This is a genomic window from Variovorax sp. dw_954 (genome assembly GCF_018449755.1).
GTDB lineage: Bacteria > Pseudomonadota > Gammaproteobacteria > Burkholderiales > Burkholderiaceae_C > Variovorax.
The window spans coordinates 84,928-103,129 of the sequence record NZ_JAAVVD010000003.1 but is presented as its reverse complement, the minus strand read 5'-3'; the positions used below and the strand labels follow the sequence as shown (position 1 = coordinate 103,129).

The 18,202-nt window shown below is 66.1% G+C and carries 18 protein-coding genes; 1 reads left to right on the top strand and 17 read right to left on the bottom strand.

Going from position 1 to position 18,202, the window contains the following annotated elements:
- Window positions 1-23: 23 nt before the first annotated feature.
- The 17 genes from HB681_RS06555 to HB681_RS06475 all read right to left on the bottom strand — a co-directional run bounded on the left by HB681_RS06555 (window position 24) and on the right by HB681_RS06475 (window position 17,333).
- The gene (locus HB681_RS06555) at window positions 24-212 is read right to left on the bottom strand and encodes a DUF2065 domain-containing protein (RefSeq protein ID WP_213953990.1); all 189 of its coding nucleotides are present in this window, start codon (window positions 210-212) and stop codon (window positions 24-26) included.
- 18 nt (window positions 213-230) lie between these two features.
- Window positions 231-1,151, bottom strand: a complete 921-nt coding sequence (hflC, locus tag HB681_RS06550; RefSeq protein WP_213953989.1) for a protease modulator HflC — start codon at window positions 1,149-1,151, stop codon at window positions 231-233.
- Window positions 1,152-1,164: 13 nt separating this feature from the next.
- Entirely contained in the window at window positions 1,165-2,535 is a 1,371-nt protein-coding gene (gene hflK, locus HB681_RS06545; protein WP_213954310.1) for an FtsH protease activity modulator HflK, read from the bottom strand.
- Window positions 2,536-2,613: 78 nt separating this feature from the next.
- Window positions 2,614-3,786 (bottom strand): GTPase HflX, encoded by a 1,173-nt coding sequence (gene hflX / locus HB681_RS06540; protein ID WP_213953988.1) that lies wholly within the window; start codon window positions 3,784-3,786, stop codon window positions 2,614-2,616.
- A 61-nt stretch (window positions 3,787-3,847) separates the two neighbouring features.
- Complete coding sequence (gene hfq, locus HB681_RS06535; protein ID WP_340338774.1) at window positions 3,848-4,093, bottom strand: RNA chaperone Hfq; 246 nt, start codon at window positions 4,091-4,093, stop codon at window positions 3,848-3,850.
- 176 nt (window positions 4,094-4,269) lie between these two features.
- Window positions 4,270-5,613 carry a ribosome biogenesis GTPase Der gene (der, locus tag HB681_RS06530; RefSeq protein WP_213953986.1) on the bottom strand — a complete coding sequence of 448 codons (1,344 nt, stop codon included), beginning with the start codon at window positions 5,611-5,613 and terminating at the stop codon, window positions 4,270-4,272.
- A 53-nt stretch (window positions 5,614-5,666) separates the two neighbouring features.
- Entirely contained in the window at window positions 5,667-6,809 is a 1,143-nt protein-coding gene (gene bamB / locus HB681_RS06525; protein WP_213953985.1) for an outer membrane protein assembly factor BamB, read from the bottom strand.
- A 7-nt stretch (window positions 6,810-6,816) separates the two neighbouring features.
- Window positions 6,817-7,491 (bottom strand): tetratricopeptide repeat protein, encoded by a 675-nt coding sequence (locus HB681_RS06520; RefSeq protein WP_213953984.1) that lies wholly within the window; start codon window positions 7,489-7,491, stop codon window positions 6,817-6,819.
- 5 nt (window positions 7,492-7,496) lie between these two features.
- Window positions 7,497-8,819, bottom strand: coding sequence for a histidine--tRNA ligase (gene hisS / locus HB681_RS06515; protein ID WP_213953983.1), 1,323 nt, complete (start codon window positions 8,817-8,819; stop codon window positions 7,497-7,499).
- Between the two features lie 11 nt (window positions 8,820-8,830).
- Complete coding sequence (ispG, locus tag HB681_RS06510; RefSeq protein WP_256354359.1) at window positions 8,831-10,108, bottom strand: flavodoxin-dependent (E)-4-hydroxy-3-methylbut-2-enyl-diphosphate synthase; 1,278 nt, start codon at window positions 10,106-10,108, stop codon at window positions 8,831-8,833.
- 5 nt (window positions 10,109-10,113) lie between these two features.
- Window positions 10,114-11,004, bottom strand: coding sequence for a helix-turn-helix domain-containing protein (locus HB681_RS06505; RefSeq protein ID WP_213953982.1), 891 nt, complete (start codon window positions 11,002-11,004; stop codon window positions 10,114-10,116).
- A complete protein-coding gene (gene pilW / locus HB681_RS06500; RefSeq protein ID WP_213953981.1) occupies window positions 10,997-11,824 on the bottom strand; it encodes a type IV pilus biogenesis/stability protein PilW in 828 nt (275 codons plus the stop codon). Before pilW ends, HB681_RS06505 begins: the two co-directional genes overlap by 8 nt.
- 97 nt (window positions 11,825-11,921) lie before the next feature.
- The gene (gene rlmN / locus HB681_RS06495; protein ID WP_213953980.1) at window positions 11,922-13,082 is read right to left on the bottom strand and encodes a 23S rRNA (adenine(2503)-C(2))-methyltransferase RlmN; all 1,161 of its coding nucleotides are present in this window, start codon (window positions 13,080-13,082) and stop codon (window positions 11,922-11,924) included.
- Window positions 13,083-13,085: 3 nt separating this feature from the next.
- Window positions 13,086-13,511, bottom strand: a complete 426-nt coding sequence (gene ndk / locus HB681_RS06490) for a nucleoside-diphosphate kinase (protein ID WP_213953979.1) — start codon at window positions 13,509-13,511, stop codon at window positions 13,086-13,088.
- A gap of 148 nt (window positions 13,512-13,659) precedes the next feature.
- Window positions 13,660-15,432 carry a pseudouridine synthase gene (locus HB681_RS06485; RefSeq protein ID WP_213953978.1) on the bottom strand — a complete coding sequence of 591 codons (1,773 nt, stop codon included), beginning with the start codon at window positions 15,430-15,432 and terminating at the stop codon, window positions 13,660-13,662.
- Window positions 15,429-16,211 carry an SMC-Scp complex subunit ScpB gene (scpB, locus tag HB681_RS06480; protein WP_256734841.1) on the bottom strand — a complete coding sequence of 261 codons (783 nt, stop codon included), beginning with the start codon at window positions 16,209-16,211 and terminating at the stop codon, window positions 15,429-15,431. Before scpB ends, HB681_RS06485 begins: the two co-directional genes overlap by 4 nt.
- A gap of 135 nt (window positions 16,212-16,346) precedes the next feature.
- Entirely contained in the window at window positions 16,347-17,333 is a 987-nt protein-coding gene (locus HB681_RS06475; protein WP_213953977.1) for an RluA family pseudouridine synthase, read from the bottom strand.
- 56 nt (window positions 17,334-17,389) lie between these two features.
- On the opposite strand from HB681_RS06475, the gene HB681_RS06470 reads away from it, so the two are divergent.
- The gene (locus HB681_RS06470) at window positions 17,390-18,199 is read left to right on the top strand and encodes an outer membrane protein assembly factor BamD (protein WP_213953976.1); all 810 of its coding nucleotides are present in this window, start codon (window positions 17,390-17,392) and stop codon (window positions 18,197-18,199) included.
- The last annotated feature ends 3 nt before the right edge of the window (window positions 18,200-18,202 follow it).

The window sequence follows — 18,202 nt, the reverse complement described above, 5'->3', positions numbered from 1 at the left end:
GCCCGCCGACCGACTTCACAGGCTCAATTTGCAACCCAAAGGAGCAAGACGCCGAGAAGGATGCTGCAAAGCCCGAAGAAGCGAAGCTGGCCGTCGCGCAATTGCAGCAGTTGGACGAAGCCCTTGCGCCAGGTGCCGGGCGACAGGAAGGGCATCGCACCTTCGATCACCAGCACCAGCGCCAAGGCGCTCCAGAAGACGTCGGAGCTCAACGCAGGGGTCCCCTCTTGCTAGCGCCGAGCAGCCGGGGGCGCCGCGGCTGCCGGGGCGGCGGTGCCCGAACCGCGCATCGCACGGAAGAAGTCGCTCGACGCGGGGTCGACCACCAGCACGTCGTTCTTCTTGTTGAAGCTCTGCTTGTAGGCGTCGAGGCTGCGATAGAACTGCGCGAATTGCGGATCGCGGCCGAACGCATCGGCATAGATGCCCGCCGCCTGCGCGTCGCCGTCGCCCTTGATCTTCTGCGCGTCGCGATAGGCATTCGCCACGGTCACTTCGCGCTGGCGATCGGCGTCCGCACGGATCTTCTCGCCTTCGGCAAAACCGGTGGAGCGCAGTTCGTTCGCCACGCGCTTGCGTTCGGCTTCCATGCGGCGGTAGACCGATTCGGTAATGGCTTCCACGTAGTCCACGCGCGTGATGCGCACGTCGACCACATCCACGCCCCAGGGCTTCGCGCCCTTCACCACGCCGAGCACCTCGCGCTGCACGTTGGCCATCAGTTCCTCGCGAGTGGCCGAGATCAACTGGCGCACCGTGTACTTGTTGATGTTCTCCTGGAACGCATTGCGCACCACGCGGTTGAGTTGCATGGCGCCGGCGTTCTCATCCAGGCCCACGTTCCGGATGTACTCCGACGGGTTGGAGATGCGCCAGCGCACGTACCAGTCGATCACCACGCGCTGCTTCTCGGCCGTGAGCATCGGCTCGGTGTCGATGCTCGACAGCATCAGCAGGCGCTTGTCGATGTACGACACGTTCTGGAACGGCGGCGGCATCTTGAAGTTGAGGCCCGGCTCGGTGATCACGCTCTTGATCTGCCCGAGTTGGTACACCACGCCGAACTGGCGCTGGTCGACGACGAATAGCGTGGAGCTCAGCAGCGCGAGCGCCACCAGGACCGACGTTGCGATAAATCCGATTCTGTTCATGTCAACGTTTTCCTCAGCGGGCGTCGCGATCGCGCGAACGGCCTTCGCGGGCGCGTGAGTCGGCGCCCGACATCGGTGTCACCGGAATCACCGAGGACTGGGTCGGCGCGGTGCCGGCCACATTGGGACTGGCTGCATCGGAGGGCGTGGGCGCGGCAGCGCCGGCTTGCGCGCTCAGTTGCATGAGCTTGTCGAGCGGCAGGTAAAGCAGGTTGGAGCCTTGCCTCGAATCGATCAGCACCTTGGTCGTGCTGGCGTAGATCTGCTGCATGGCGTCGATGTACATGCGGTCCCGCGTGACCTGCGGCGCCTTCTGGTATTCGGCCAGCACCTGGCTGAATCGCCCGGCATCGCCTTGCGCCTGCGCCACGATGCGCGCCTTGTACGCCTCCGACTCTTCCTTCAGGCGCGACGCGGTGCCGGTTGCCTTGGGGATCACGTCGTTGGCATAGGCCTGCGCCTCGTTCTTGGTGCGCTCGCGTTCCTGGCCGGCCTTGAGCACGTCGTCGAACGCGGCCTGCACCTGCTCGGGCGGACGCACGCCACCCTGCTGCAGGTTGATGCCGACGACTTCCACGCCGACCTTGTAGCGGTCCAGGATGGTCTGCATCAGCGTGCGCACGCGCGGCGCGATCTGGTCCCGCTCCTCGGCGAGGGCCTTGTCCATCTTCATCTTGCCGACGACTTCACGCACCGCGGTCTCGGCCACCTGCACCACGGTCTCCCCTGGCGACTTGCTTTCAAACAGGTACTGCCGCGCATCGCTCAGGCGGTACTGCACGGCGAACTTGATTTCGACGATGTTCTCGTCCTCGGTCAGCATCGCCGACTCGCGCAGGCCGGTGGAACGCACGATGCTGTCGCGCCCGACGTCTGCCGAGCGGATCTGCGTCACGACCACGATCTCGTGGCGCTGGACCGGATAAGGAAAGCGCCAATTGAAGCCCGCACCCACGGTGCTCTTGTAGCTGCCGAACTGGGTGATCACGGCCTGCTGGCCTTCGTTGACGATGAAGAAGCCGGTGCCCAGCCAGATCAGCGCCGCCACCGCGGCTACCAGGCCCAGGCCGAAGCCCGCGTTCTTCATGTCGGGCTTGAAGCCGCCGCCATTGCCGCCCCCGTTGGGACGCTGGCCATTGCCACCGCCGTTGCCGCCACGACCGCCGAACAGACCGCCGAGCTTGCGATTGAAATCGCGCCAGAGTTCGTCGAGGTCCGGCGGCCCCTGGTTCGGACCCTGCCCGCGGGGTGGATTGGGCCGCGGAGGTTGCGGAGGCGGCGTTGAAGGTGGTTCGCTGTCGGGCCGGTTGCCGGACGGTCGCTGCTCTCCATTGGACGAGGGCTCGTCGCCCCGTCCCCATCGACCGTCGTTCAGGTTGAACATTCCCTGAAGACGACTCCACACTGGCTTTGCATTCATTCGTTTTGCTTGTTATCTCGTCAGAGGCGGGATTGTGCCCAATCAACTTGCTGCATCGTGCAATTCAGCGTCGGCGTCTAAGGTCATGGCCGCAGCGCTCGCGGAGCCGGAGCGCAAGGCCAGTTCGGCCCGCAACACCGGCAGCCCCTGCCCCGAATGAGCGCTCACGAAGATGCGCGGAACCTGGACCCCATCGACCTCGATCTCGTCTTGCAGATGCAGCGGCTCTTGCCCACTTTCAAGGGCATCGAGCTTGTTGAACACCACAAGCTGCGGAATGTGGCTCGCACCGATTTCCTCGAGTACACGCTGTACCTCGGCCATCTGCTCGGGATGATGCGGGTTCGACGCATCGACGACATGCAGCAGCAAGTCGGCGTCGACGGCTTCCTGCAGCGTGGCTTTGAAGGCGTCGACCAGTCCATGCGGCAGTGCACGGATGAATCCCACCGTATCGGAGATCGAAACCTGCCGCCGCGCGTCGCCCAGGTACAGGTTGCGCGTGGTGGTGTCGAGCGTCGCGAACAGCTGGTCGGCCGCATAGGCACGCGCCTTGACCAGCGCATTGAAGAGCGACGACTTGCCGGCATTGGTATAGCCGACCAGCGAAATGTTGAAGGTCTCGCGCCGCTCGCGCTGCCGGCGTTGCGTGCCGCGTTGCTTCTGCACCTTGGCCAGGCGCTCGCGCGTGCGCTTGATCGACTCGCTGATCATGCGACGGTCGAGTTCGATCTGCTTTTCGCCAGGGCCGCCGCGAACGCCTGCGCCGCCGGTCTGGCGCTCCAGGTGAGACCACCTGCGAACAAGTCGCGTGCTGAGGTATTGCAGGCGCGCGAGTTCCACCTGCAACTTGCCTTCGTGCGAGCGTGCCCGCTGCGCGAAGATCTCCAGAATGAGAAAGGTCCGGTCGTAGACAGCCAGATCGAGCGTTCGCTCAAGGTTGCGCTGTTGCGCCGGACTCAGGGCCTGGTCGAAGATGACCTCGCTCGCGCGATGCATCAACGCCAGTTCCTTGATCTCGTCGGCCTTGCCGCTGCCCACGAACAGGGCGGCGTCGGGCGCCTTGCGTCTGCACACGATGCGCGCCACGGGTTGGAGGCCCGCGGTTTGCGCAAGCAGTCCGAGTTCCTCCAGTCCGCTGTCGAAATGAGGCAAGCCGAAGTCGACGCCGACGAGAACGGCGGCGCCTTCCTGGGTTGAAATCAGTTCAGACAAACGGAACCGTACCAATCAGGGGAAAGGCGCGACGAGCGGGCCGCCGCGCCGGAGGTAACGCTCAAGAACCCGAGTCGTCGCTCTCGGCGGCCGAGAAGTTCACCGCGCGGCCCGGAACGATCGTGGAAATTGCATGCTTGTACACCATTTGAGTAACAGTGTTGCGCAGCAGCACGACGTACTGATCGAAAGACTCGATCTGACCCTGTAGCTTGATGCCGTTCACCAGATAGATGGAAACCGGCACATGCTCCCGACGCAAAGTGTTCAGGAACGGGTCTTGCAAAAGTTGCCCTTTGTTGCTCACGATATTCTCCGTGTTCAAGGAAGAGTTATAGAAGCGACGACCTTAACACAGCGTTTCCGCGCCGCAGCAACGGTTGCCAAAGCCCTGAAAAAATAACTTCTTCTATCGGAGCGAACTTTCGCCTCAGGACAACCGAACTGTTGTCTTTAGCAGTCAACCGCGCACCAATACGGAGTTCAGTGGCCGGATTTGTCCGCGTAGGGGTTGGTCGAGGTCTTGAACTCGATTCGCATTGGTGTCCCAACGAGATCAAACTCCTTGCGGAATCGCGCCTCCAGGAAACGCTTGTACGCGTCCGTGACATGCTCCAGTGAATTGCCATGGATCACGATCACCGGCGGATTCATACCGCCTTGGTGGGCATAGCGCATCTTGGGCCGGAACATGCCGGCGCGCTGGGGTGACTGGAACTGCACCGCCTCCAGCAGCAGGCGCGTCAGCACCGGCGTGGACATCTTGCGCGTGGCCGACTTGTGTGCCTGCGCGATCGACTGCCAGACCGGACCCAGTCCCTGCCGCTTGATGGCCGAGATGAAGTGCAAGGCGGCGAACTTCAGGAACGGCAGGCGAGTTTCGATCTGCCGCTGGATCTGCTCGCGCTGGTAGCTGTCGACCGCATCCCATTTGTTGATGGCAATGACCACGGCGCGGCCCGATTCGAGGATGTAGCCGGCAATATGCGCGTCCTGGTCCGTCACGCCCTGCGTGGCATCGAGCAACAGCAGCACCACGTTCGAGGATTCGATGGCCTGCAGGGTCTTGACCACCGAGAACTTCTCGATCGCCTGGAACACCTTGCCCTTGCGGCGCAGTCCCGCCGTGTCGATCAACTCGAATCGCTGGCCGTTGCGCTCGAACGGCACCGAGATCGCGTCGCGCGTGGTGCCCGGCATGTCGAACGCCACCAGGCGCTCCTCTCCCAGCCAGGTGTTGATCAGTGTCGACTTGCCGACGTTGGGGCGTCCCGCGACAGCAAGCTTGATAGGCTTGGCTTCGCCGTCGTCTTCCTCCTCTTCGGGCTCGGCCAGGTTCAGCGGCTCCAGCGCCAGCTCGACCAGGTCGCGCATGCCCTGCCCGTGCGCCGCGGAGACGCCATGCACGTCGCCCAGGCCGAGTTCATAGAAGTCGACCAGCTTGGTGCCGTCAAGCATGCCCTCGGCCTTGTTGGCCACGAGCACGGTCGGCTTGCCGAGCCGGCGCAGTTCGCGGGCGATGTCGTGGTCCTGCGCCGAGATGCCTTCGCGCGCATCGACGACGAAGATGACCACATCGGCCTCGGCCACCGCCTGGCGCGTCTGCTTGGCCATCTCCTTGAAGATGCCGCTGCCCGCATCAGGCTCGAAGCCGCCGGTATCGATCACGATGAACTCGTGCTTGCCCAGGCGCCCGTTGCCATAGTGGCGGTCGCGCGTCAGGCCGGCGAAATCGGCGACGATCGCGTCGCGAGTCTGGGTCAACCGGTTGAACAGCGTCGACTTGCCGACGTTGGGCCGTCCGACCAGCGCCAGTACCGGCTTCATGGCCGGACCCTCATCACTGCTGGCTTCAAGGTCGGTCTTTCAAATGGGTTGGGTTATTCAGGACGGAAGCCGAACACGCCACCGTTGCGCGTCACGACGACCACCGTGTTGGCGGCGACCACCGGCGTGGCGGCGATGGCCGAGCCATCGACGCTGAGGCGGTTGAGGGGAGCGCCGTCTTCGCGCGAGACGAAATGCAGCAGGCCTGTGCCGTCTCCGATGACGATCGAGCGTCCGACGACCAGCGGCGCCGTGAGGTCGCGGTACTTGAGCCGGTCAGACTGCCAGGCGCGCTCGCCGTCGGCACGGCGCCATGCCATCAGGTTGCCGTCCGACTCGGTGCCCACCACAAGTTGCGCGTCGCCGCTGAGGCCCTCGGCGCTGACAGCCGGCTTGCTCCACAGCAAGCCGCCACGCACCGCGTCGACACAGCCGACATTGACGTAATAGGCCCGGGCGCAGACGCTGTCGCCCACGCGGCTCACGCTGCCGGTCAAGTCCACCAGGCGTTCGACATCGTTGGTGCCGCGAGGCGCTGCGATGGGCGACTCCCAACGCGAGGAGCCGTTGGATGGATTCATGCCCACCAGCCGACCACCGATACCGGACACCAGCGTATCGCCGACGGCGAGCAACACGCCGGGCTTCTTCAGCACCAGGGCTTCCGGCGTACGTTGCTGGATCCAGAGGCGGCGTCCGCTGCCGCCGTCGTAGGCACTGGTGGCTCGGTCGGCCGTCTGCACGAAGACACGTCGCCCCGCCACCAGCGGGGCAGTGAAGGTCTCGGCCGCAAGCGGCTCGCGCCACAGGACCTTGCCGCCATCCAGGACGACGAGTTCGTTCTTCTTGGTCACTACGGCCGCCATCGAGCCGTCGCTGCCCACGCCCGCCGTCAGCGGCGCGCCCACGCTGGCGCGCCAGGCTTCGGTGCCGGTGCGTGCATCGATGGCCACCACCGTGCCGTCGGTGCTGGCCACCGTGACCATGTCGCCGTTGACGCTGGTCTGCAAGGGGAAGGCCACCTGCGGGATCTTGACGCTCCAGGCCTGGCGCACGCCAAGCACCACCACATTGGCCGGCAGTTCCGGCGGCTTGGGCTTGCTCGTGCTGGAGCATGCCGCCAATGCCGCGACCAGGACCATCGCCAAACCGGTGCGAAGAACGGGTGCTGCAGGCAGGAGACGCTTGGGATTCATGTTGCGATCAGGATTGTTTGGAGGCTGCAGGCTTGAGGGATTGCGTGTCGACGCCGACCGCATTGAGCTTGATCTCGACCATGCGCCGGTAGTCGTTGCGCGGCTCCAGCGCGGTCCACGCCTTCTGGTATTCGGCGCGGGCTTCGTCGCGCTTGCCCTGGGCCATGTAGATGTCGCCCTTGCGATCCGCCACGAGCGGCTCGTATTCCTTGGGGAAGGAGGCGCCGAGTTGCTTCAGCGCTTCGTCGTAGCCCTTGCTGTCGAGCAGTTCGGCCGCGAGGCGCAGGCGCGCCACGGCCTGGTAGCCGGGGTCGACGGCCTTGTCCACCACCCAGGCCAGCGCAGCGCGCGAGCCCTCGGCATTGCCCTTGTCGTGCAAGGCCTTGGCCGCGAGCAAGCCGGCTTGCTGGGCATAAGGAGTGGAACCGAAGCGGTCTTTCATCTCGCCCAGCGTGCGCTCGACGGTGGCCGGGTCGCCGGCTTCGACGTTGCGCTCGAGCGTGTCATAGAGTGCTGCGGCCTGCGCCGCCTGGTTGCGCTGGTAGTACTGCCAGCCGTTCCAGCCGGCGAACGCGAGCGCGACGACGAGCAGCACCGAGGTGATGAGGTTGCCCCAGGTCTTCCAGAAATGCTTGATCTGGTCGAGTTGTTCCTGTTCCTGGAGGTCTAGAGGTGTTGCCATGCGGATCAATGTGAGGGAGCCGGGGATTGTAGGGTGGTGGCCCACTGGGCCACCTCGGAGAGGGCGCGCGCGACCTGGGCGCCATCGCCGTCGCGCAGCGACTTGACGGAGACCTCGCCGCGGGCCAGTTCATCGCCACCGAAGATCAGTGCATGGCGCGCGCCGCTGGCGTCCGCCTTCTTGAGCTGCGACTTGAGGCTGCCGCCGCCCGCGTGCATCTGCACGCTGACGCCCGCAGAACGCAAGGCTTCCAGCGCCACCTGCACCTTGGGGCTCAGGGTGAGGTCCGGAACCACCGCATAGGCATGCGGCGCGGCGGAAGGCACCGGCAAGCCCAGGGTGTCGATCAGCAGCAGCAACCGCTCGACGCCGAGGCCGAAGCCCACGGCCGGCGTGGGCTTGCCGCCCAGCTGTTCGAACAAGCCGTCATAGCGTCCGCCACCGCAGACGGTCCCCTGCGAGCCGAGTTGGTCGGTGACCCACTCGAACACGGTCAGGTTGTAGTAGTCCATGCCGCGCACCAGGCGGGTGTTGACGCGGTAGGCCAGGCCGGCTTCGTCAAGGACCGCACGCACGGCGTTGAAGTGCGCCAGCGTCTCCTCGCCAAGGAAGCTCATCAGCTGGGGCGCAGCTTCGATCAGCGCCTGCATCGAAGGGTTCTTGCTGTCGAGGATGCGCAACGGGTTGGTGAGCAGGCGACGCCTGGAATCCTCGTCCAGTTGATCGGCATGCGCCTCGAAGTAGGCCACCAGCGCGGCGCGATGGGCCGCACGCTCGGCGGGCTGGCCCAGGCTGTTCAATTCCAGGCGCACATGCTCGCCTTCGACCAGGCCCAGTTCCTTCCAGAGGCGGCGCACCAGCAGGATCAGCTCGGCATCCACATCCGGCCCGGCAAAGCCCAAGGCCTCGACGTCGAGCTGGTTGAACTGGCGGTAGCGTCCTTTTTGCGGCCGCTCATGGCGGAACATCGGCCCGATGGTCCACAGGCGCAGCGGCCCGTTGTAGAGCGCGTTGTGCTCGACCATCGCGCGCACGATGCCGGCCGTGGCTTCCGGGCGCAGCGTGAGCTTGTCGCCGTTCATCGAATCGGTGAAGGAATACATCTCCTTCTCGACGATGTCCGTCACCTCGCCAAGGCCGCGCACGAACAAGGCCGTGGGCTCGACGATGGGCGTGAGCATGTACTGGTAGCCGTAGCGACCCAGCACCGAGCGCAGCGCGTTCTCGAACCACAGCCAGAGCTGGGAATCCGGCAGCTTGTCCTTGCGGGTCACGCTGCCGGGCAATATGTCATTCATGCCTTTGACGGCACTCAGTTTTTCAGCCATGTGTCAGTGAATCAGGCGACCACGGCAGCGGGGCTGCCAAAGCGCTTCTCGATGTAGTTTTCGACGAGCTGGTGAAACTCGTTGGCGATGTTGTCCCCGCGCAGCGTGAGTGCCTTCTGGCCGTCGATGAAGACGGGCGCGGCCGGCGACTCGCCGGTGCCCGGCAGGCTGATGCCGATGTCGGCATGCTTGCTTTCGCCGGGACCGTTCACGATGCAGCCCATCACGGCCACCTTCATGTTCTCGACGCCGGGGTACTTGCTGCGCCAAACCGGCATCTGCTGGCGCAGGTAGTCGTCGATCTGCTTGGCCAGTTCCTGGAAGGTGGTGCTGGTGGTGCGGCCGCAACCCGGACAGGCAGTCACGCTCGGGACGAACACGCGCAGGCCTAGCGCCTGCAGGATCTCATTGGCGATCAGCACTTCCTGGGTGCGCGACTCGCCCGGCTGCGGCGTGAGCGACACGCGGATGGTGTCGCCGATGCCTTCCTGCAACAGGATCGACAGCGCGGTGGCCGAGGCCACCGTGCCCTTGGTGCCCATGCCGGCCTCTGTCAGGCCCAGGTGCAGCGTGTAGTCGCAGCACCTGGCCAGTTCGCGGTAGACCGAGATCAGGTCCTGCACACCGCTGACCTTGCAGCTCAGGATGATCTGGTTGCCATTCATGCCCATGGACTCGGCCAGCTTCGCCGAATCGATGGCCGAGGTGACCAGCGCCTCGTACATCACCGACTTGGCATCCCAGGGCTCGGCGCGCTGGCTGTTGGTGTCCATGAGGCTGGCGAGCAGTTCCTGGTCCAGGCTGCCCCAGTTCACGCCGATGCGCACCGGCTTGTTCCACCGCATCGCGGCCTCGATCATCTGGCCGAACTGCTTGTCCTTCTTGTCGCCCTTGCCCACGTTGCCGGGGTTGATGCGGTACTTGCTGAGCGCCTCGGCGCAGGCCGGATAGTCGGTCAGCAGGCGGTGGCCGTTGTAGTGGAAGTCGCCGATCAGCGGCACGTCGACGCCCATGCGGTCAAGTTGCTCGCGGATGTAGGGCACCTGCTCGGCCGCTTCGGGCGTGTTGACCGTGATGCGCACCATCTCCGAGCCGGCCAGCGCCAGTTCCTTGACCTGGATGGCGGTGCCGATGGCATCGACCGTATCCGTATTGGTCATCGACTGCACGCGCACCGGCGCGTCGCCGCCGACGGTGACCGTGCGCGCGCCCCACACCACGCGGGCCTGGCGCGAATTGCGCGCCCGGGGCGATGCCGGCTCGATCGGCAGGCAGGGAGGAACGATCAGATCATTCACGGCTTGACCTCGAATCTTGCAACGCCGCCGGCCTTGGCCAGCGGGGTGGTGTCGAACGGCTTGCCACGCACCTGCACATCGACCTGCGAGGCGCGCCCGACGATGACCTTCAGGGGCAGGGTGCCGGACACGCCCACCGTTTCGCCGGTCTTGACGGTACGGCGCAGCAACTCCTTGCCACCGGAATCGGTCACGGTGACCCATGAATCGCCACGGGCGGTGAAGACCAGCACATCCGAAGGCGGCGCTGGCGTCGGCGGCGGGACGGGAGCCACGACGGCAGGCACCGGTGGCGTCGGCTCCGCCGCGGGCCCGTTCGGCGCGACGGGCTCGACCACGGTGCCAGGCGGCGCCGGCGGGGCTTCGACCGCGGCCGTTTCGGACTGGCCGGTCATCTTCGAAACCGCGCCGCTCAACTTGTCGAATGCCGATTGCGGAATCCAGAACATCAGCGCTGCGCCCAGGAGCAACAAGCCCACCACCACCATCAAGGCACGCGACGGCATGGACACGCCACCGGTACGGCCCTGGTGCGGCGCGCCCGAGCGAATGTTGGAACTCATGGTGCGGTCGGCATCGGCCAGACCGGGACGCTTGGCGCCAGGTATCTTGGCCAGCACCGGCGCGGGGTCGATCTTGAGCGCGCGGCAGACGCTGGCCGCCAGGGCGCGCGCAAACACGGGATCGGGCAATGCGCCGATGTTGTCGTCTTCCAGCGCCTCCAGCTTTTGCACCGGCACCTTGAGCGCAGCCGCGACCACGGCAATGTCCAGGCCATGCGCCTCGCGCGCCTGCCGCAGCATCGCGCCGGCGCTCAGCAGCGCACTGTCTCCGCCTGCCAGCGGCACGGCGACCGGGGCACCAAACTGACTGGCACGTTCAATCATTGAAATTTCCGCGCTCATACGCAATGGCTTCCCGCGACTGGGGGAAGCGGCTCTGCAACTGGCCGCCCAACTGGCTCACCGCTTCGCGATTGTTCAGCTTGCGCTCCACCTTCACGCCCAGCCAAAGTGTTTCGGCATTGGCCGCCGGACCGTTGTTGACGCGACGCACATAGAACTGCGCCCGGGTCCAGTCCTCGCGCTTGGCCAGCAGCGCCGCGAGGTTGTAGCCGATGACGGGGTTGGCGGCATCGAATTCGTAGGCCTTCATCAGGGTCTTCTCGGCTTCGGCGTTCTGGCCGGCGCGGATCTGACACAGGCCTTGCGTCATCAGCGTCTTGGACGCGTCGATGTAGCCGGGGACGGCCAGTGCGGCGTTGAACTGCGTCATCGCATCGTTGTAGCGATTCTGCTGGCACAGCAGCCAGCCGTAGTTGTGCATGGTGTTGGCGTCGCGCGGATTGATCGCGATGGCGCGCCGGAAGCTGTCTTCGGCCAGGCCCGGATCGTCCATTCGCATGTACACCAGGCCGCGCAGGTTGTAGGCCTCGGCATAGTTGGGGTCTGCCACCAGCGATTGCTTGATCTCATCCAGCGCCGTCGTGGTCTGCCCGGCCTCGAAATAGCTGATGGCCAGTTCGAGCCGGGTGCGCGCACGCTTGCGCGCCTTGCCCTCGTCGGATTCGGTCGTGAGTTCGGCGCCGCTGGCGGCCGTGGTCGTGGACGCCGCCGGCATGCCCTTGTTCGCGCAGCCGGCCAGCGTCACCACGGCGACCGCGAACAACGGGGCGAGTACCCACCGGCCCGGAAAGACTTTGCTCATGAATTCAACCTTGAAACGGCAATTGGATGCGCGCGATGGCGCCGTGATCGGATGGCCGGGGATTGTCGTTGCTCACGCGGACCTTCTCTTCCAAGGTTCAAGCTCCTGCACCCGGCTTGGCCCCGGCGCGCAGTGGCCGGTGCACTGTCACGGTGTGCTCCGCGAGGCGGCGCTGCGCCATCCGTTCGGCCGCGCGCGTACGGTCCTTCACGTCACCCGCCAGTTGACCGCAGGCTGCATCGATATCGTCCCCGCGCGTCTTGCGCACGGTCGTGACGATGCCAGCCTCGCTCAACAGCTTCGCGAACGCGAGCACACGCGGTTGCGGCGAACGCAGCAGGCCCGAGGCGGGAAACGGATTGAACGGGATCAGGTTGAACTTGCAGGAGACGCCATGGGCGCCCTTGACGAGTTCGACGAGTTGCCTCGCATGCTCGGGCTGGTCATTGACGCCATCCAGCATGCAGTATTCGAATGTGATGAAGTCGCGCGGCGCGTGCGCCAGGTAGCGGCGGCAGGCATCGAGCAGTTCTTCGATCGGGTATTTCTTGTTGAGCGGCACCAGGTCGTCGCGCAGCGGATCGTTGGGCGCATGCAGCGACACCGCCAACGCGACCGGGCAATCGGCGCCGAGCCTGTCCATCATCGGCACCACGCCGGAGGTCGACACCGTCACGCGACGACGCGACAAGCCATAGGCGTTGTCATCGAGCATGGTGCGCAAGGCCGGCACCAGCGCGGAGTAGTTCTGCAGCGGCTCGCCCATGCCCATCATCACCACGTTGGAGATGACGCGCTCTGTGCGCTTGAGGTGCTTGCGCAGGAAGTGCTCGGCGAACCAGAGCTGGGCGACGATCTCGCCGGTCGTCAGGTTGCGGCTGAACCCCTGGTGCCCGGTCGAGCAGAAGCGGCAGCCCACGGCACAGCCGGCCTGCGACGACACGCACAGCGTGCCGCGATCGTCCTCGGGAATGAACACGGCCTCGACCGCATTGCCATCACCGACATCGAACAGCCACTTGATGGTGCCGTCGGCGGATTCGTGTTGCGAGAGCACCTTGAGCGCCTCGACGCGTGCGGTGCCTGCGAGCTTTTCACGCAGCGACTTGGCGAGGTCGGTCATCTGGCCGAACTCGCTGGCGCCGCGCTGGTGGATCCAGCGGAACAGCTGCGTGGCGCGGAACTTCTTCTCGCCGAGCTTTTCGCAGAACGCGGCCAGCCCCTCGAGATCGAATTCGAGCAGGTTGGCCGTGGTCATGGATCAGCGCTTGTAGACGTTGAGGCCCGCGAAGAAGAAGGCGATCTCGCCCTTCGCGGTTTCAGGCGCATCGGAGCCGTGCACTGCGTTGGCGTCGATGCTGTCGGCGAAGTCGGCGCGGATGGTGCCGGCGGCGGCCTTCTTGGGGTCCGTGGCGCCCATCAGGTCGCGGTTCTTGGTGATGGCGTCTTCGCCTTCGAGCACCTGCACGAACACCGGGCCCGAGATCATGAATTCGACCAGGTCCTTGAAGAAGGGGCGCGCGCTGTGCACGGCATAGAACTGCTCGGCTTCGCTGCGCGACAGATGCACCAGCTTGCCGGCGACCATCTTGAGGCCGGCGGCTTCAAAACGGGAGACGATCTTGCCGATGACGTTCTTGGCGACGGCGTCAGGCTTGATGATGGAGAGGGTGCGTTCGATGGCCATTGAGATGCTTCCTGAGATTAGGATTTTTGAAATGTTCGATCAAGCGCGCAACAAAGGGTTGCGCTGCCTTGACAAAGCCTTTGATTTTAACCGGGGCAGGCCTGGGGTCCGATGACGGACCGATCAAAGACTGCCGGATCGGCTGGTTTCAGCGTCCGCGGCGACGCTGTCCCCCGCCACCGCCGGAACCACCGCCCGGGCCACCGCGTCGCGGGCCCTGGCGCTGCTCCTTGCGCTGGCGGGAGAAACTGTCCGCACCGATGTAGCCGAGTGATGTCTTCATCGGATCCGGCTGGTTGGCGCCGGTCGACGGCCCGTCGGCACGTCCACGCGCGCCGCCGCCACCACCGGCACCGCCACCACGTCGCTGGCCGCCCTGCCCTTGGCCTGGGCCGCCTGCATTGCCGCGGTTGCCTCGCGGCCCGCGGCCATCGCCGAGCGGGTTCGGAATGTTGTTGGGTTGCGCGCGCATGTCGTCGCGCGGACCGGCCGGCCCCTTGCCGCCCTTGCCACGGCGGCGCTTGTTGCGGCCACCGCCTTCGCCGCCGGGCCCACCGCCGGGTCCGCGCGCCTGCTGCGGACGCGGGCCGCGCTCGGCGACACCGCCGGCCGCCTGGAACAGCCCGCGAATGTCGCGCTCGTCGAGTTCCATCCACGCGCCGCGCTTGAGGCCGCGCGGCAGCACCATCGCGCCATAGCGGATGCGGATGAGCCGGCTGACCGCGTGGCCCACCGCTTCGAACAAGCGGCGCACTTCGCGATTGCGGCCTTCGGAAATCGTCACGCGATACCAGCAGTTCGAACCCTCGCCGCCACCATCCTCGATGCTGCCGAACTGGGCCATGCCGTCGTCCAGACGCACGCCATCGAGCAGCTTCTGGCGCTCTTCCTTGCTGATGGCGCCGAGCACGCGCACGGCGTATTCGCGCTCCAGCCCGAAGCGGGGATGCATCAGGTTGTTGGCCAGTTCACCCGAACTCGTGAACAGCAGCAGGCCTTCGGTGTTCAGGTCGAGCCGGCCGACCGACTGCCACTTGCCTTGCTGCAGGCGCGGCAGCTTGCGGAACACCGTGGGGCGGTTCTGCGGATCGTCATGCGTGACCACTTCGCCGACGGGCTTGTGGTACGCGATGACGCGTGCGGGCGGCGGTGCGATGCGATAGCGGATCGGCTTGCCGTTGACCTTGACCTGGTCGCCGTACTGGATGCGCTGGCCGATGTGGGCCGGTTCGTTGTTGACGGAGATGCGGCCTTGCAGGATCAGCGCCTCCATCTCGAGCCGCGAACCAAGGCCGGACTGGGCCAGCACCTTGTGCAGCTTGGGCGAATCGGCCTCGGGCAGCAGCACGCGCTTGAGCGGCGGCACCTCGGGACTCTCTTCGTCGGCGTCGAATTGGCCCGACACCACGTCGGCAAAACTGATCGGCTGCGGCGGCGGGGCGTTGCGCTGCTCGCGCTCGGCGGCGCGCCGGGCGCGGTCGAGGTCGTCTTCCTCCTCGTCGGGCTCTTCTTCCTCGTCGTCGTAGTCGTCGTCCGCTTCGTCGGACTGCGCGACCGGCTCGGCTTGAGCAATCGGCTCGGCCTCGGCAACTGGCGCGGCATCAGCGACTGGCGCAGCCTCGACACCTGCCTCGGCCTGAACGGCGGGCTCGTCTTGCGCGACGGGTGCAGCCTGAAGAGGCAATTCTGGCGTCGCGTCGGCGGCAGCCGGTTCGGCTGCTTCGTTCGCCGGCTCCGGTGCGTCCTGCACCTCTTGCGCGGCAGGCTTGCGGGCGCGCGGGCGACGCTTGCGCGGCGCGGCGGGGCTGGTTTCGACAGCCTCGCCGCCATCCTGCACAGGCGCGACAGGCGCAGCAGCCGCCTTGTCTTCGGCAACAGGCTCGACCGGCAAGATCAACGCGTCGGGTTCAGAGGGGCTCATGATGGGGTTCCGGAAGGGGCAGGCGTCAGGTCGGCCGGGTTGCGATCGGTATCGGGGTCGGACGGGGTGTTGTCGACTTGGGCGCCGAGCAGCTCGTCGGCTTTGGCGAGCGGCTCGGCCGCAGGTTCAGGCGCGCGGGCCGCTTTGACGATCGAAGGCGCGACTTCATCGAGCGCATCGGGAGCCGGCGTGTCGATCGGCAGGTCCGGTTGCACCTCATCCGCGGCGGCGGCAGCGGCCAGCGCATCGACCAGCGCGCCCTGCTGGGCCGGCGACTCGATCAATGGCAACTGGTCGAGCGAGGCAATGCCGAGGTCATCGAGGAACTGGCGCGTGGTCGCGAAGAGCGCCGGGCGCCCCACGGTTTCCCGGTGTCCGATGACCTCGACCCAATTGCGGTCCTCGAGCTGCTTGAGGATCTGCGAATTGATGGTCACGCCCCGGATGTCTTCCATGTCGCCGCGCGTGACGGGCTGGCGATAAGCAATGATGGCCAGCGTCTCGAGCGCGGCGCGGGTGTAGCGCGGCGGCTTCTCGGGGTGCAGGCGGTCGAGATGGTCGCGCAATTCCGGTCGGCTCTGGAAGCGCCAGCCGCTGCCCACGCTCACGAGTTCGAGCCCACGCTGCGCCCAGTCCAGTTGCAGGTCGTGCAGCAGGGACTTGATGGTGTCGGCGCCGAGTTCGTCGTCGAAAAGCACGCGCAACTCGCGGACCTGCAGCGGTTGGGCTGAACAGATCAAGGCCGTTTCCAGAATGCGCTTGGCATCCGCCGTGTTCATGGTTCGCGTTGTGTCCGGGACAAGGCGCCCCGTGGGCGCGCGTTCAGTGGGATCTAGATCGGGTGGGGCGTCGCAGGCGCTTGGGCAGGTGCAACGCAGGGCCGGCTCCGGGTGGCTGGCGCGGCCCGCAGGCCGTCAGGCGCGATTGTAGTCCAGCCCCCATTCGTGCGCGCCCGCCGCCAGGTCGGGCGGCAATGGCGAGTGAAAGGTCATTTCCGCCTGCGTCACCGGATGCACGAAGGCGAGTCGGTAAGCATGCAGCGCCTGCCGCGCGACGCCGGCAGCCGGCGCACCGCCATAGGTGGCGTCGCCCACCAGCGGATGGCCGATCGACGCCATGTGCACGCGGATCTGGTGCGTGCGTCCGGTTTCGAGGGTGCAACGGACGATACAACCCTTGTCACCGCTGTCGAGCCGCTCGATCAGCGTGCGCGCCACCTTGCCGCCATGGCGATCCAGGTCGACCACGGCCATTCGCAGGCGGTTGCGCGGATCGCGCCCGATCGGCGCATCGACATGGCGCGCCGCGGCGCCCTCCCAGGGCCGGTGTGCCATGGCGATGTATTGCCGCGTGACCTCGCGCGCGGCGATCAACGCGACCAGCGCATCCATCGCGGCGCGGGTGCGCGCGACCACCATCAGCCCGCTGGTGTCGCGGTCGAGCCGATGCACGATGCCGGCGCGCGGCAGCAGGACCGCCTTCGGGTCGAGGGCCAGCAGGCCATTGAGCAGGGTGCCGCTCCAATGGCCCGGCGCGGGATGGACCACGAGGCCGGCGGGCTTGTCGATCACGCGCAGGTCGGCATCCTCGTGCACCACGCGCAGTTCCATCGGCTCGGGCCGGAAGGCCTGGCTCTGCGGCGTGGGCTTGAGTTCGATGGCGCCGGCCTCGCCCGCGTGCATGGTCATCGACGGCTTGGTCGCCGGCCGCCCGCCCTGGAGGCTGACCGCGCCGGCCTCGATCAACTGCTGCAGATAGCTGCGGGAGAACTCGGGCACCAGGGCTGCCAGAGCCCGGTCGAGGCGCTGGCCGTGCTGCGCCACGCCGATGGTGAACGCGCGCGTTTCGCTGGCGTCGGCAAGGTCGGCGGCCTCGTCCGACTCTCCTGCCGTCAGGGTCATGTCCAAAGGGTCGGTCGATATAATTGAAGGCTCCTGTTTCACGAAAGCTTCATGTGATGTTTCGCGCCAAATTATCGGCGGTCCCCGGCTGGGTGGTGGCGCTTGCCGCGGCAGGGCTGTTGGCCGGCTGCTCGACGACCGAAGACGACAAGACGGCGAACTGGAGCCCCAACAAGATCTACGCGGAAGCCAAGGACGAGGCCGATTCCGGTTCCTACGAAAAGGCCGTGCCGCTGTACGAGAAGCTGGAAGGCCGCGCCGCCGGGACGCCGCTGGCCCAGCAAGCCCAGCTCGACAAGGCCTACGCCCAATACAAGTCGGGCGAAAAGCCCGCCGCCATCTCCACTCTCGACCGCTTCATGAAGCTGCACCCGGCCAGCCCGGCGATGGACTATGCGCTCTACATGAAGGGCGTGGTCAACTTCAACGACGACCTCGGCATGTTCTCGTGGATGACCCGACAAGACCTGTCCGAGCGCGACCAGCGCGCGGCCAAGGAATCGTTCGAGGCCTTCAAGGAACTGGTCACCCGCTTCCCGGACTCGCGCTACTCGCCCGACGCCCGGGCGCGCATGAACTACATCGTGAACTCGCTCGCGCAGTATGAAGTTCACGTGGCGCGCTACTACTACACGCGCGGCGCCTACCTGGCCGCCATCAACCGCGCGCAGATCGCGCTGGCCGACTACCGCGAGGTGCCGGCGCTCGAGGAAGCGCTCTACATCATGATGCGCTCGTACGACCAGTTGGGCCTGACCCAACTGCGCGACGACACGCAACGCGTGCTGGCACAGAACTACCCGAACAGCCAGTTCGTCGCCAAGGGCTTCCGCGGCAAGGACGATCCCTGGTGGAAGTTCTGGTAGCCA

What these genes read in the sequence shown, in the direction of transcription:
- hflC (WP_213953989.1), bottom strand. Translation starts at nt 1,151, where the DNA reads ATGAACAGAATCGGATTTATCGCAACGTCGGTCCTGGTGGCGCTCGCG.
- hflK (WP_213954310.1), bottom strand. Translation starts at nt 2,535, where the DNA reads ATGTTCAACCTGAACGACGGTCGATGGGGACGGGGCGACGAGCCCTCG.
- der (WP_213953986.1), bottom strand. Translation starts at nt 5,613, where the DNA reads ATGAAGCCGGTACTGGCGCTGGTCGGACGGCCCAACGTCGGCAAGTCG.
- bamB (WP_213953985.1), bottom strand. Translation starts at nt 6,809, where the DNA reads ATGAATCCCAAGCGTCTCCTGCCTGCAGCACCCGTTCTTCGCACCGGT.
- HB681_RS06520 (WP_213953984.1), bottom strand. Translation starts at nt 7,491, where the DNA reads ATGGCAACACCTCTAGACCTCCAGGAACAGGAACAACTCGACCAGATC.
- hisS (WP_213953983.1), bottom strand. Translation starts at nt 8,819, where the DNA reads ATGGCTGAAAAACTGAGTGCCGTCAAAGGCATGAATGACATATTGCCC.
- HB681_RS06505 (WP_213953982.1), bottom strand. Translation starts at nt 11,004, where the DNA reads ATGATTGAACGTGCCAGTCAGTTTGGTGCCCCGGTCGCCGTGCCGCTG.
- pilW (WP_213953981.1), bottom strand. Translation starts at nt 11,824, where the DNA reads ATGAGCAAAGTCTTTCCGGGCCGGTGGGTACTCGCCCCGTTGTTCGCG.
- rlmN (WP_213953980.1), bottom strand. Translation starts at nt 13,082, where the DNA reads ATGACCACGGCCAACCTGCTCGAATTCGATCTCGAGGGGCTGGCCGCG.
- ndk (WP_213953979.1), bottom strand. Translation starts at nt 13,511, where the DNA reads ATGGCCATCGAACGCACCCTCTCCATCATCAAGCCTGACGCCGTCGCC.
- HB681_RS06485 (WP_213953978.1), bottom strand. Translation starts at nt 15,432, where the DNA reads ATGAGCCCCTCTGAACCCGACGCGTTGATCTTGCCGGTCGAGCCTGTT.
- scpB (WP_256734841.1), bottom strand. Translation starts at nt 16,211, where the DNA reads ATGAACACGGCGGATGCCAAGCGCATTCTGGAAACGGCCTTGATCTGT.
- HB681_RS06475 (WP_213953977.1), bottom strand. Translation starts at nt 17,333, where the DNA reads ATGACCCTGACGGCAGGAGAGTCGGACGAGGCCGCCGACCTTGCCGAC.
- HB681_RS06470 (WP_213953976.1), top strand. Translation starts at nt 17,390, where the DNA reads ATGTTTCGCGCCAAATTATCGGCGGTCCCCGGCTGGGTGGTGGCGCTT.